The 12,873-nt window shown below is 70.6% G+C and carries 11 protein-coding genes and 1 pseudogene; 5 read left to right on the forward strand and 7 right to left on the reverse strand.

The genetic code is table 11. The features are described 5' to 3' along the window. Positions 1 to 57 precede the first annotated feature (57 nt). A pseudogene (locus tag IWX89_RS00955) lies at positions 58 to 390 on the reverse strand (hypothetical protein); the annotation flags it as partial. Here IWX89_RS00955 and IWX89_RS00960 point away from each other — a divergent pair. Beyond that, positions 352 to 552, forward strand: coding sequence for a hypothetical protein (locus tag IWX89_RS00960; protein ID WP_374220478.1), 201 nt, complete (start codon positions 352 to 354; stop codon positions 550 to 552). The pseudogene IWX89_RS00955 and the gene IWX89_RS00960 overlap by 39 nt on opposite strands. A gap of 10 nt (positions 553 to 562) precedes the next feature. Here the strand turns inward: IWX89_RS00960 and IWX89_RS00965 are convergent, their stop codons facing one another. Continuing rightward, positions 563 to 2,053, reverse strand: coding sequence for a helix-turn-helix domain-containing protein (locus IWX89_RS00965; protein WP_196901723.1), 1,491 nt, complete (start codon positions 2,051 to 2,053; stop codon positions 563 to 565). A 142-nt stretch (positions 2,054 to 2,195) separates the two neighbouring features. On the opposite strand from IWX89_RS00965, the gene aceB reads away from it, so the two are divergent. Both aceB and IWX89_RS00975 read left to right on the forward strand, forming a co-directional pair. After that, positions 2,196 to 3,905 carry a malate synthase A gene (gene aceB, locus IWX89_RS00970; RefSeq protein ID WP_196901724.1) on the forward strand — a complete coding sequence of 570 codons (1,710 nt, stop codon included), beginning with the start codon at positions 2,196 to 2,198 and terminating at the stop codon, positions 3,903 to 3,905. A 150-nt stretch (positions 3,906 to 4,055) separates the two neighbouring features. Then, on the forward strand, positions 4,056 to 4,583 hold the full coding sequence (locus IWX89_RS00975) for a GNAT family N-acetyltransferase (RefSeq protein WP_196901726.1): 528 nt from the start codon (positions 4,056 to 4,058) through the stop codon (positions 4,581 to 4,583). On the opposite strand, the gene IWX89_RS00980 is transcribed toward IWX89_RS00975, so the two are convergent. From IWX89_RS00980 to IWX89_RS01000, 5 genes are all read right to left on the reverse strand, one after another. Further along, entirely contained in the window at positions 4,580 to 6,070 is a 1,491-nt protein-coding gene (locus IWX89_RS00980) for a deoxyribodipyrimidine photo-lyase (protein WP_196901727.1), read from the reverse strand. The genes IWX89_RS00975 and IWX89_RS00980 overlap by 4 nt on opposite strands. Continuing rightward, positions 6,067 to 7,140 (reverse strand): NADP-dependent oxidoreductase, encoded by a 1,074-nt coding sequence (locus tag IWX89_RS00985; RefSeq protein WP_231382737.1) that lies wholly within the window; start codon positions 7,138 to 7,140, stop codon positions 6,067 to 6,069. The genes IWX89_RS00980 and IWX89_RS00985 overlap by 4 nt, the downstream gene beginning before the upstream one ends. A gap of 372 nt (positions 7,141 to 7,512) precedes the next feature. Beyond that, positions 7,513 to 8,154 carry a YqaJ viral recombinase family protein gene (locus tag IWX89_RS00990; protein WP_374220474.1) on the reverse strand — a complete coding sequence of 214 codons (642 nt, stop codon included), beginning with the start codon at positions 8,152 to 8,154 and terminating at the stop codon, positions 7,513 to 7,515. 123 nt (positions 8,155 to 8,277) lie between these two features. Next, positions 8,278 to 8,949 (reverse strand): ABC transporter ATP-binding protein, encoded by a 672-nt coding sequence (locus IWX89_RS00995; RefSeq protein ID WP_196901729.1) that lies wholly within the window; start codon positions 8,947 to 8,949, stop codon positions 8,278 to 8,280. A gap of 68 nt (positions 8,950 to 9,017) precedes the next feature. Continuing rightward, the gene (locus IWX89_RS01000) at positions 9,018 to 10,475 is read right to left on the reverse strand and encodes an ABC transporter permease (RefSeq protein WP_196901731.1); all 1,458 of its coding nucleotides are present in this window, start codon (positions 10,473 to 10,475) and stop codon (positions 9,018 to 9,020) included. Between the two features lie 172 nt (positions 10,476 to 10,647). Between IWX89_RS01000 and IWX89_RS01005 the strand changes: the two genes are divergently transcribed. Then, positions 10,648 to 11,394: a response regulator transcription factor gene (locus IWX89_RS01005; RefSeq protein WP_134537850.1), complete on the forward strand. Its 747-nt coding sequence runs from the start codon at positions 10,648 to 10,650 to the stop codon at positions 11,392 to 11,394. After that, positions 11,394 to 12,872, forward strand: coding sequence for a cell wall metabolism sensor histidine kinase WalK (locus IWX89_RS01010; protein WP_196901733.1), 1,479 nt, complete (start codon positions 11,394 to 11,396; stop codon positions 12,870 to 12,872). The genes IWX89_RS01005 and IWX89_RS01010 overlap by 1 nt, the downstream gene beginning before the upstream one ends. Position 12,873 lies beyond the last annotated feature (1 nt).

Below are 12,873 nucleotides of genomic sequence, written 5' to 3' on the forward strand. Positions count from 1 at the left end.
TCTGCGGGATGCTGCCGGCGCGGCCGCGAGTCTTCCTGAATTCGGCACAGGACGCTGTCAGACCCGGGCGGGTTCCCGGCCGGGCTCGCGGTCGAGCTCGGGGCCGGCATCCGGGTTGCCGCCGGTGTCGGGAGCCGCGGGGCGGGCGACGGATGCCTGGCGGCGCGCACCGCGGGCCGCCGCGAGCATCACCGCGAGCCCGAGCACCGTGACGCCGGCGCCGGCCCAGATCGGCGAGGTGTAACCGAGCCCGACCGTGATGGTCAGCCCGCCGAGCCAGGCGCCGAGCGCGTTGCCGAGGTTGAACGCGGCGATGTTGGCGCCCGAGGCCAGGGTCGAGGTCGCGCTGGCGTGGCTGAGGACCCGCATCTGCAGGCCCGGCACGGCATCTACACGGAACTCACCGAGGCCGGCCGGGAGCTTCTGGCCGCCGCCCGGCCGCTGCACGACGAGACCCTGGCCCGCGCCCTCGCCGCTGCCGAAAGGAAGCCGGAACTGGCGCCGCTCATCGACGCCCTGCACCGCCTGCCCGAACCCGCGCCCGCCGCCTGACCCGCCAGGGTCAGTGCGTGGGGGAGTGAGACTCGAGGAACTGGTACACCTCGGTTTGGTCGACGCCCGGGAAGGTGCCGGTGGGCAGCGCGGCGAGGAGGCTCGTCGGGGTGCGTGCGGCCGGCCATGACTGGCCGGCCCAGCGGGTGGCCAGGTCGTCGGGGGCCCGGCGGCAGCATGACTCGTCGGGGCAGAGGGACACGGCGCGATTGGTGGTCTCGCGGCCGCGGAACCACTTCACGTGCTCGAACGGCACCCCCACGCTCACCGAGTACTCGCCCTCCTTCGCCTTCTCGATCCGCGAGGTGCACCAGAAGGTGCCGCTCGGGGTGTCGGTGTACTGGTACCAGGGGCTGAACCGGTCGGGCACGTCGAACACGGTCCGTGCGGTCCAGCTTCGGCAGACGGTCGTGCCCTCGACAGCGCCCAGGGCGTCGCTCGGAAAGCGCACCGAGTCGTTCTCGTAGGCCTTGATGATCGTGCCGGACTCGTGCACCTTCATGAAGTGCACGGGGATGCCCAGTCGCGCCGTGGCGAGGTTCGTGAACCGGTGCGCCGCCGTCTCGTAGGACACGGAGAAGGCGTCGCGCAGATCCTCCATCGAGATGCGCCGCAGGTTCTTCGCCTCGGTCAGCAGCCGCACGGTGTCCTTCTCGGGCAGCAGGATGGCCGCGGTCAGGTAGTTCGTCTCCACACGTTGGCGGAGAAAATCCGCGTAGTTTCCGGGTTCGTCGTGGCCGCAGAGCAGGCTCGCGAACGCCTGCAGGATGGGGGTGCGTGAGTCCCGCGAGGCAGACTGGGCGGTCGGCAGGTAGATCCGGCCGTTCCGCTTGTCGGTGACCGACCTGGTCGAATGCGGCAGGTCGCCGACGTAGTGCAGCGAGTAGCCGAGGTGGGTGGCCATGTCGGCGACCACCTGGTGCGACACGGGCCCGCCGGAATGGCCGACCGCGGTGAGCAGCTCGAGCGCCTGTTCCTCGAGCTCCGGGAAGTAGTTGTCCCTCGCGCGCATCGTCGCCCGCAGTTGCGCATTGGCCCGCCGGGCCTCCTCGGGGGTGGCGGCCCGCTCGCGATGCAGCCGTTCGATCTCATGGTGCAGGGTGAGGATCGTCTGCAGCGTCTCGTCACTGGTGGCCCGGCTGACCCGGATTTTCGCAAGACCGAGCGCCGTGAAGACCGGGCCGCGCTGGGCGCGTTCCACGGCGATCTCCAGCGCGGCCCGCTCGGAGGGAGCCTCCGGCTTCAGTAGATCGTCGACCGTGGTGCCGAGGGCGGTGGCGATCGTGCGCAGCATCGACAGGCGGGGCTCGCGGTTGCCGTTCTCGATCATCGAGACCTGCGACGGTGCCCGGTCGATGGCCGTGGCGAGGCTGTCGAGGGTCATCCTCCTGGTCGTGCGCAGTTCACGGATGCGCCGCCCAAGCGTGAGCGCGTCAAGCCCGTGCTCGGCCGGCGGGGGAGCGGAGAGGGCGGAACGGAGGAGCGGATCGGCGTTGACCATGCCTCATCGTCACACGGAGCAGAAGTTCACGCAAGCAGAAGAACTGATCTTCTTCTGTTGTCTGGAACGGCCTGCGGGGTGGCCGGGCAGCGCAGAGTTGGTGCACAGGCAAGCAAGGACGCTCACCGAAGGAGACCAGATCATGAACACCCCGCCCCTCGCGACCACCAACCGGGTCTCGACAAGCTCGACCACCGGGACAGGCTCGACCACCGGGACCACCACAAACACCGGCAGCTTCGCCACGATCGAGCCGCACCTCGAGATCACCGGCGACCTCGGGCCCCGCTACGCCGAGATCCTCACCCCCGAAGCCCTGGCCTTCCTCGCTGAGCTGCACGACCGGTTCGCCGGAACCCGGCACGACCTTCTCGCCGCCCGGCTCCGCAAGCGCGTCGACGCCGCCAACGGCCGCGACCCTGGTTTCCTGACCGAGACCGCGCACGTACGACGAGACCCGAGCTGGCGCGTCGCCGGCGCCGGGCCCGGCCTGGAGGACCGCCGGGTGGAGATCACCGGCCCGACCGACCGGAAGATGGCGATCAACGCCCTGAACTCCGGCGCCAAGGTGTGGCTGGCCGACCAGGAGGACGCCACCAGCCCCACCTGGGCGAACGTCGTCGAGGGCCAGCTGAGCCTGTTCGACACCGTGCGCGGGCAGTTGAGCTTCACCAGCCCGGAGGGCAAGAAGTACACGGTGACCGGCGGTCCCACGGGCCAGACCCCCACGATCGTGATGCGCCCGCGCGGCTGGCACCTGGTGGAGAAGAACCTGATCTTTGTCGACCGGGCCAACCGGCGGATGAGCGCGTCGGGAAGCCTGGTCGACTTCGGACTCTATTTCTTCCACAATGCGAAACGGCTGATCGAGGATGGCAGCGGTCCGTACTTCTATCTGCCGAAGCTCGAGAGCCACTACGAGGCCCGGCTGTGGGACGACATCTTCAGCCACTCCGAAGAGAGCCTCGGAATCGAGTACGGCACGATCCGCGCCACCGTCCTGATCGAAACGATCCAGGCCGCGTTCGAAATGGAAGAGATCCTCTACGAGCTGCGCGATCACTGCGCCGGGCTGAATGCCGGTCGTTGGGACTACATCTTCAGCATCATCAAGACCTTCCGCTCCCGTGGACGCCGTTTCGTCTTCCCCGACCGCAAGCAGATCACGATGACCCTGCCGTTCATGCGGGCCTACACCGAACTGCTCGTCTCCACCTGCCACCGCCGGGGGGCATATGCGATCGGCGGCATGAGCGCGTTCATCCCGAACCGGCGCGACCCCGAGGTGACGGCCCGGGCACTGGAACAGGTCGCCGCCGACAAGCGGCGTGAGGCGACCGACGGCTTCGACGGCACCTGGGTCGCGCACCCTGACCTCATCCCCACCGCGCAGGCGGAGTTCGACGCCGTGCTCGGAGACAAGCCGAACCAGGTGCACCGCACCCGCGACGACGTGTCTGTGACCGCGGCCGACCTGCTCGACGTGGCATCCGCCGGCGGTGAGATCACCGGGTCCGGGGTGCGCGACAACATCAAGATCGGGCTGCGCTACATCGAGTCGTGGCTGCGCGGCGTGGGGGCTGCCGCGATCGACAACCTGATGGAGGATGCCGCGACCGCCGAGATCTCCCGCTCGCAGATCTGGCAGTGGGTCCACGACAACTCGCTCACCGCGGAGGGTCGCCGGATCGACAAGACCTGGGTCAACGAGCAGGTCGCCGAGGTCTTCGCCGGGCTCGAGCGCACGTCGGGCGACCGCTTCGATGACGCCCTCGAGGTGTTCCGGGCATCCGCCCTGGAGCCTGAATTCCCGACGTTCCTCACCGTCGGCGCCTACGCCCGCTACCTGTAGCCCGGCCCGATCTCGCCTCCTCTCCCCGCGAGAGTGCACTTTTCGCCCCTTCGATCACCGTGAGGGGCGAAAAGTGCACTCTCGCGGCCTGTCGGGGCGGCGGTGCGACGGGCTTGCGACCGGGGGCGTGGGTGTCGGTAGGGTGGAGCGATGGTGACGATACGACGGGCGACCGGGGCGGATGCCGCGGCGCTGGCAGAGCTGGCCGAGGCCACCTTCCGGCTGGCGACACCCGCGCATACGACCGATCAGGCGGTGGCCGAGTTCCTCCGCGACGTGCTCGCCGAATCCAACTTCGCCGGGTTTCTGGCCGACCCTGACCGGGTCATCCTGGTCGCCGAGGAGGACGGTGCCCTGCAGGGGTACACCATGCTCGTCTTCGGCGATCCGACGGATGCCGACGCCCGGGCCGCCATCCGCATCCGCCCCACCGTAGAGCTCAGCAAATGCTATCTGCGCGAGGAAACCCATGGCCGCGGAGTCGCCGCCCCGCTGATGGCGGCGACTCTGGATGCGGCGAGGGAGCGCGGCGCCGCGGGCAGCTGGCTCGGCGTGAACCAGGAGAACGGGCGGGCCATCCGGTTCTACGAGAAGAACGGCTTCGTCAAGGTCGGCGTGAAGCGCTTCCTCGTCGGCGGGCAGTACGAGGATGACTTCGTGCTGGAACGGGCCCTCTAAGCCGATCCGGGTGCGCCGGGACGGGTGCCCGTCGCCCCTGCATCCGGGTCGCGGGCCGCGCGGGCCGCGAGCGCCTGGTCCTTCACGCCCTTGATCTGCTCGTAGGCGGCCAGGGCCGCCCGTCTCGTCTCGCCGAGGTCGACGATCGGCGCCGGATAGGCATCCGTGCCCCACTCGGGCACGTACTCGCGGATGTACTCGCCGTGGGGGTCGAATTTCTTCGCTTGCAGCTCAGGGTTGAACACCCGGAAGTAGGGTGCGGCGTCGGCGCCGGAACCGGCCACCCACTGCCAGCCGAACGGGTTGCTCGCCGCGTCGGCGTCGACGAGGGTGTCCCAGAACCATGCCTCGCCCTCCCGCCAGTCGATCAGCAGGTTCTTGATCAGGAACGACGCCGTCACCATCCGCACGCGGTTGTGCATGCTGCCGGTGCGCCAGAGCTCGCGCATCCCGGCGTCGACCAGGGGGAATCCGGTGTGGCCCTGCTGCCAGGCGCCGAGGGCCGCCCGGTCGAGCGGCGGCCAGGGGAAGGCGTCGAACTCGGGCCGCAGGTTCACGGTGGCCAGGTCGGGGGCGTTGAACAGCACGTGGTGGGCGAATTCCCGCCAGCCCACCTCGGTGAGAAACCGGGAAGCGCTCTCCTGCGCCCGGCCGGTCAGGCCCATCCGCGCCCACTCTGTCGCATGCCAGATCTGGAATGGACTGATCTCGCCCCAGCGCAGGTGCGGTGACAGCCGGGAGGTGGCCGCCCGGGCCGGCTCGTCGCGTTCGTCGGCGTACCGGGGGAGCGCGTCGCGGAGGAAACCATCGAGCAGACGCTGCGCGGAGGCTTCGCCCGGCTGCCACGCCTCGCGCAGCCCAGCGGCCCAGTCGGGCCGGTCGGGCAGGAGCGCCCAGTCCGCCAGGTCGTCGGAGGCGAGCGTGTCCGGGTAGCCGGGGAGCGCCGCCGGGGCCGGGTAGGGAGGCCGGGGCGGAGGTGCGGCCTGACAGGCCCGCCAGAACGGGGTGAACACCGAATACGGCCCGCCCTGCCCGGTCCGGATCGTCCACGGCTCGTGCAGCAGCGACCCGGCGAAGCTGTCGGCCGCCAGACCGGACTGCCGCAACCCTGTTTTCAGGCCGGCGTCGACGGCCCGCTCGGCGGCGCCGTAGCGGCGGTTCCAGAACACCGCGCCTGCCCCGACGGATGCCGCCAGTCCGGTCAGAACCGCCTCGGCCGGCCCGCGCCGGAGCGTCAGCCGCGCGCCGAGGCTCTCCAGCGAATCGGCGAGGGAGACCAGGCTCCCGTGAAGCCACCACCTGGCCGCACCGCCGATCGGCCGGATCCCGGCCGATTCCTCGTCAAGTACATACACGGCCACGATCGGCCGGCCCCGCTCGACGGCCGCGTGCAGCGCCGGGTTGTCGGCCAGGCGGAGGTCGTCCCTGAACCAGACGATCGACGGTCCGGTTCCCGTGGCGGCGTCGTCCGCCTGAGCGCCGGTCACGCGCGCGGGTCCGCCGCGGCCGGACCCTGGCCGTTCGCAGCGCCGGGTTCACTCCCGGTCACCGCGCCGCCCGCGGTGGTCAGCGGCACATCCGAGATGCGCAGCACGATCTTGCCCCTGGTGTGGCCCTGTTCGATCAGGCGGTGGGCGGCTGCCCCGTCGGCGAGCTCGAACACCCGGTCGACGTGCACCCGCACGGTGCCGTCCTCGATCAGGCCGCTGATCCAGTCCAGGGTGCGCGCATCGGCGGGGACCTTGTAGCCGGTGGCGCGGATGCCGGCGGCGGCGGCATCCGCGGCCATCGTCGGCCAGCTGCCGGTGGGCGCGTTCACGAGGATGCCGCCTGCGCGGAGCACCGTGAGCGACCGGGTGCCGGTGTTGTCGTGCACATTGCCGATCAGGTCGATCACCGAGTCGAGTTCGGCGAGGACCTCGTCGAACCGGGTCTCGGTGTAGTCGATGACCTCGTCGGCGCCGAGCTGGCGGAGGAAGTCGAGGTTGCGGGTCGACCCGGTGGCGATCACGTGCGCGCCGAACGCCTTAGCGAACTGCACCGCAAAGTGGCCCACGCCGCCGCTGCCGGCGTGGATGAGCATCCGTTGCCCCGGCGCTGCCTCGGCCAGCTCGACGACCATCCCCCAGGCGGTGAGCGCGGCGACCGGCACGGCGGCGGCCTCGATGTGGCTGAGCCGCGCGGGTTTGCGGGTGACGCTCAGGCTGGACACGGGGAGGTACTCGGCGTAGCTGCCCGAGGTGCGAGGAACCCGCGCCATGCCGTACACCTCGTCGCCGGGCTGGAGCGGGAATGCTTCGTACGGCGCGCTGACGACGACGCCGCTGAAGTCGTTGCCGAGCACCGCGGGGTAGGCGGAGATCGCCGCGGAGACGCCCTTCCCGGCGCGGGTCTTGGCATCGATCGGGTTGACCCCGGCCGCCACGACACGCACGATGAGCTCATCGAGCACGGCGACCGGGGCCGGCACGTCGGCGAGGTGCAACTCGTCAGCCGCGCCGGGCCGGTCGATCACGAGAGCGCGCATGGACAAGGGCAGTTTCGTGGCGATTCCCATGTCCCCATTCTCCACCGGCAGCCAGAGCCGCGGCGACGACAAGGGGTCGCGCGGCGGCGGCATGTGCGGCGGCCATTGTCGGCCAATCCCCGCCGTCGGTAAGCGAGGGTGCCCCGAATTGGGGGTACGGAAATCGCCGCTCCCCCTCGGCTTGGGGGTGCCGGAGTCTGGCCGTCGGACGGCGTCCCGCAATAGTCTGTCCTCACAAAGGGGGACCACGGTTCTCCTTTGACGGGGAACCATCCTTGTGGGCGTCACCGGGCAACCGGTGGAACCGGTCCACGATCAATTTCTTCCGGCAGTGAGCGGAGGATCGCGCCGAACCCGAACCGGCGCGATCCTCCGCCACTCGCCCCGGGCTGCGGGCGTCCGCTACCGGGCGCTCATCGTGTTGAGCCGGGCGATGAGGTCGTTGGCGTAACCGACGAGGATCGCGATCTGGTCGTCGTCTCGCTCGATCCACCGGCACTCCGGCTCGGGGTTCACCGGCACGAAATCCTTGTGCTGCTCCCAGACGAGCAGGGTGCGCTCGGCGCCGAGCACGTACTGCTGCCACCAGACCTGGCGCAGGTATGAGCGCGGGATGCTGCGCCACGGTTTGCTGGTCGTCTTGATCTCGGCGAGTTCCAGCCCTCCTGCCCCGGCGCCCACTCCGTCGGGAGTGGCCAGGTGGCGGCGATGCTCCGCCGCGTGGAACAGGGTGGTGCTGGGTTCGATCCCGTACTTGCCGAGCACCCAGGCCGCGATCTCCGGCTCCCGGGCCCGGCCGTGATCCGTGAACGTGTTACCGCCGAAACTGCTCCCGTTGAACTTGTCGAAGGCCGCGTTCTGCACCGATTTCGGGGTGGCGAGCTTGGCGACATCCGTGGCCGTGATCCCCTGGGCCCTCGCCCGCAGCCAGGCCACCCGGTCGGTCGAATCGGCGACGATGCGGAGCAGGTGCGGTGCCGTGGCCGTCGCGCCCGGAACGGGTGACTCGTCCTCCTCGAACAGGGAGAGCATGGTGTCGGTCACAACCCCATTGTCTCCCGGCGGGACTCCCGCCGGCGCCAGGCCGCGCCCGTTTCGGCAGCCCGCACCCGCCGAAGCGGTGGCGGGCTGCCGAAACGAGCGCTGGGGCAGTCAGCTGGGGGAGAGTCAGGCGACTTCCTTGAGCACTCCCTGCTTGATCTGCAGGCGGCGCTGGGCCCGCCTGGCGACGGCCGAATCGTGGGTGACCACGATCAGGGTCAGGCCGCGGTCCCGCCAGAGCCCCTCGAGCAGGTCCATGATCTCGTCGCGGGTTCCCTCGTCGAGGTTGCCGGTGGGTTCGTCGGCGAGGAGCACGGCCGGCTCCTTGACAAGGGCCCGGGCGATGGCCACCCGCTGCTGCTGCCCGCCGGACAGCTCGGCAGGCAGGTGGCCGCCCCGGTCGCCGAGGCCGACGGCTTCGAGCGCCGCGGCCGCGCGTGACCGCCGGTCGGCATGGCCGAGCCCGAGCGGGGCGAGCGCCGTCTCCACGTTCTCCTGCGCCGTGAGCGTCGGGATCAGGTTGAAGCCCTGGAAGACGAAGCCGATCTTGGTCGCCCGGATCACCCCGAGCTTCCCGTCGCCGAGCCGGGACAAGTCGGCCTCGCCCAGGTGCACGGTACCGGCGGTGGGCCGGTCCAGTGCCCCGAGCATCTGCAGCAGGGTGGACTTGCCGCCGCCGGTCGGCCCCTGGATGGCGACCATCTGGCCGTCCGGGATCGTCAGGGTCACGTTGCTCAGCGCGGTGACGGAGCGCTTGCCCTGGTCGTACTTCTTGGTGACGTTCGTCAATTCATACATCTGCTGATTCCTTCAGGTTCGGGGTTCGACGTTCGAGGAGGTCCGGGTCCGGCCTAGGCCCGGGCCGGTCAGGCGATGCTGCGCAGGGCCTCGGCCGGGCGCAGCCGGGAGGCGCGCCAGCCGCCGATCGCCCCGGCGAGCAGCCCGCCGAGCACGGACAGTCCGACCGCGATGAGGATCACCGACACCGTCACCGGAGCCGTCAGCACGATGTCGGAGGTCGCGGCCGCCTGCGCGGCGCCACCGAACCCGCGTCCGGCGCCGGGTCCGCCCGGGCCGGCCGCGGCCACGCTGGTCGTGCCCGCGGTCAGGGTCGGGGCGACGAGGTTGACCACGAGGATGCCGAGCAGGCCGATGGCGATGCCCGCGGCGCCGCCGATCAGGCCCTGCACGAGCGATTCACCCGCGACCTGGCGCACGATCTTGCCGTTGGACCAGCCGATCGCCTTCAGGGTGCCGAACTCCCGGGTGCGCCGGGTGACCCCGGAAACCGTGAACAGGACCGCGATCAGGAACGCCGCGGCGAGCACGATCAGCGACAGCCACAGGCCGAGGTTCTTGACCAGGTCGGAGGCGCTCGAGAGGGACCCGGAGACGCTCGAGGCGAGGTCGGCCTGGGTCTTCACCGTCGTGGCGGGGAGCGCCTTCCCGATGTCGGACTGCACCTGGGCGATGTCGGTGGAGGACGCCGCCTGCACGTAGATGTTGGAGACCTGCCCGGTCAGGCCGGACAGGGTCTGCGCCACGTCGAGAGGGATGTAGACGTTCGCGGCCGTGGCGGCGTCGGCGGATGCCGCGGTGACGAGCCCGACGATGGTGAAGTCGGTCCCGGCGATGGCGACGGTGCCGCCGGTGGCGAGTGACGCCGAGGTGGCGTAGCTCGAGTCGAGCACGGCGACGTGAGCGCCGGCATCCGCCTTGGTGAGGGAGCGGCCGTCGGTGAGGGTCACCGCCGAGAGCGGACCGACGGCCTCATCGGCCGGGTCGAGCCCGAGCACGGAGAAGGAGTCCACGTTGAACGAGCTGCCCCCGGCACCGTCCGGGCCGCCCTCCGGCGGGGTGGCGCCCTCGGCGGGCGCGGTGCCCGGGGTGAATGTCGGCAGCGCCCCGTTGAAGGTCGTGTTCTCCAGCGCGAGGGTGGCGGATGCCCCGCTCACGTTGTCGACGGCGGTGACCGTGGCCAGCGCCGTCGAGTCGAACGTCGACGTGCCGCGGGTGGCGTTCAGCCGGGACCGGCTGACCGTGGTGGTTCCGTCGGTCGCGGTGCCGTCGGCGGCGCCGAAATCGAACCTCTGCGGTCCGCCGCTGGTGTCGCCGGCCGTCGGGGCCGTCGGCGTCTGGCTCACGGTGATGTCGGTGCCGACGCCGTAGACGGATTCGAGCACGGTGGCCTGGGCGAGCTGCACCCCACTGGACACGGCATTGACGATGATGACCAGGGCGATGGCCAGGGCCATGCCGATCGCGACGATCGCGGTCTGCTTTCGGCGGCCGGCGAGCTCCCGCCGCAGGTACGTGATAAACATGGCACTCCAGTTCCGGCGATGGGACCACCGCCGGAACTGAAGCTACGAACATCGCCTATGGCGGTGCTATCGGCAAGCTATGAATCGGCCATGGAGCCGGGAATGAGCGTCTTCACAGGGGCGCCACGGGTTTCGCATAGCCGTTTCATAGCTGACTGGGGATACTGGGAGCATGAGCACTCGTGAGACCGACCATGCGGCGCGCGGCCCGCGGCTGCACAAGGCGGACGGAAGTGCGATCCGGGTGCTGGTGGTCGACGACGAGCCCACGCTCACCGACCTGCTCTCGATGGCCCTCCGTTACGAGGGCTGGGAGGTGCGCACGGCCGGCGAAGGCCGCCAGGCGCTCACCATCGCCCGCGAATTCCGGCCGGATGCGATCGTGCTGGACATCATGCTCCCGGACATCGACGGGCTGCAGGTGCTGCAGCGGGTTCGGGCCGACGGGTACGAGACCCCGGTGCTCTTCCTCACGGCCAAGGACTCCCTCGACGACCGGATCGCCGGCCTGACCGCGGGCGGCGACGACTACGTCACCAAGCCGTTCAGCCTCGAAGAGGTCGTCGCGCGGCTGCGCGGCCTCATCCGCCGGTCCACCCTCGCGGTGTCCGACTCCACCGACCCGCGGATCTCGGTCGGCGACCTCACCCTCGACGAAGACAGCTACGAGGTGTCCCGGGCAGGCGTGCCAATCGAGCTGACCGCCACCGAGTTCGAACTGCTGCGTTTCCTCATGCGCAACCCCCGCCGGGTGCTCAGCAAGGCGCAGATCCTCGACCGGGTCTGGAGCTACGACTTCGGCGGCAAGTCGTCGGTGGTGGAGATCTACATCTCCTACCTGCGCAAGAAGGTCGACGCCGGGCGCGAACCGATGATCCACACCGTGCGCGGCGCCGGCTACATGCTGAAGACCGCCTGATGACGCCCCGGCGGCCGCGCCGTCCCCGCGCGCCCTGGACGCTCCGGCGGCGGCTCGTGCTCGCCGTCGTCGGCCTGCTCGCGCTGGTCAGCCTCTCGATCGGCGTGGTCAGCGTCGCCATCCTCCGGGCCTCCCTGCTCGACGGCCTCGACCAGCAGCTCAGCGGAGCGGCCGCCCGCTCCCGCGGCGTGCTCGAGGGGCACCGCGACCTGGACGACGGCGCCCCCGCGCTCTTCGTCCCGACGGCGGAGATGATCCTGAACGGCCCGGCCCAGCCGCCGGGAACCCTCGCGCTGGTCTTCGACGGGGCCAGCGTCTCCTCCGGCTACACGACGGTCAGCGGCGACATCGCCGCGCTCAGCACGCACCAGAAGGAGCTCCTCGCCCGGCAGATGCAACCGTCCCGGGCCGTGAGTATCGACCTCGGCGGCACGGTCGGCGACTACCGGATCATGGCGAACGTCAATCGCTACGGCGTGCTCTATCTGGTCGGCCTCCCGCTCGCCGAGGTGAACGGCACCGCGGCGCAGCTCGCGATCACCATCGGAGTGGTCTCCCTGGCCGGCATCATCGTGGTGGCCGTCCTGGCGCTGTGGATCGTACGGCTCGCGCTCCGCCCGCTGCAACGGGTCACCGAGACCGCGGCCCGGGTCGCCGAGCTCCCGCTCGACCGCGGGGAGGTTTCCCTGGTCGACCGGGTGCCGGCCGCCGACACCGATCCACGCACCGAGGTGGGCCGGGTGGGGTCCGCGCTGAACCGGATGCTCGACCACGTCGACGTCGCCCTGGAGACCCGGCAGGCCAGCGAGCGCAAGGTGCGCCAGTTCGTCGCGGATGCCAGCCACGAGTTGCGCACGCCACTCGCCTCGATCCGCGGCTACTCCGAACTCACCCGCCGCACCGGCCAGGATCTCCCGGCCGACGCACTGCACTCGCTCGGGCGGATCGAATCGGAGTCGATCCGGATGACCGGGCTGGTCGAGGACATGCTGCTGCTCGCCAGGCTCGACGAGGGCCGGGAGCTCGAACACGGCACGGTCGACCTCACGAGCCTGCTCGTCGACGTCGTCAGCGACGCCCACGCGGCCGGCCGGGACCGGGTCCTGGAGCTCGACCTGCCCGACGAACCGGTCCAGGTCGTCGGCGATGCCGCCAGGCTGCACCAGGTCTTCGCCAACCTGCTCGCGAACGCCCGCATCCACACGCCGCCGGAGACCAGGGTCGAGGTGGCGCTGACCACCCTGGGCGACCGGGCCGTGGTGACCGTGACGGATGACGGCCCGGGCATCCCCGAGAACCTCATGTCGACCCTGTTCGAGCGTTTCGCCCGCGGCGACAGCTCCCGTTTCCGGGGCACGGGCAGTACCGGCCTCGGCCTCGCGATCGTGGATGCCGTGGTGACCGCCCACCACGGCGAGGTGACCGTGGACAGCCGCCCCGGCCGCACCAGCTTCCGGGTCTCCCTGCCGCTCGGCTGAA

This window comes from Cryobacterium sp. MP_M3 (assembly GCF_015752155.1).
In the GTDB taxonomy this organism is placed as follows: Bacteria; Actinomycetota; Actinomycetes; order Actinomycetales; family Microbacteriaceae; genus Cryobacterium.

Coding starts and splice junctions, on each gene's coding strand:
- aceB (WP_196901724.1), top strand. CDS start 2,196: ATGAACACCCCGCCCCTCGCGACCACCAACCGGGTCTCGACAAGCTCG.
- IWX89_RS01000 (WP_196901731.1), bottom strand. CDS start 10,475: ATGTTTATCACGTACCTGCGGCGGGAGCTCGCCGGCCGCCGAAAGCAG.
- IWX89_RS01005 (WP_134537850.1), top strand. CDS start 10,648: ATGAGCACTCGTGAGACCGACCATGCGGCGCGCGGCCCGCGGCTGCAC.
- IWX89_RS00995 (WP_196901729.1), bottom strand. CDS start 8,949: ATGTATGAATTGACGAACGTCACCAAGAAGTACGACCAGGGCAAGCGC.
- IWX89_RS01010 (WP_196901733.1), top strand. CDS start 11,394: ATGACGCCCCGGCGGCCGCGCCGTCCCCGCGCGCCCTGGACGCTCCGG.
- IWX89_RS00965 (WP_196901723.1), bottom strand. CDS start 2,053: ATGGTCAACGCCGATCCGCTCCTCCGTTCCGCCCTCTCCGCTCCCCCG.
- IWX89_RS00985 (WP_231382737.1), bottom strand. CDS start 7,140: ATGGGAATCGCCACGAAACTGCCCTTGTCCATGCGCGCTCTCGTGATC.
- IWX89_RS00975 (WP_196901726.1), top strand. CDS start 4,056: ATGGTGACGATACGACGGGCGACCGGGGCGGATGCCGCGGCGCTGGCA.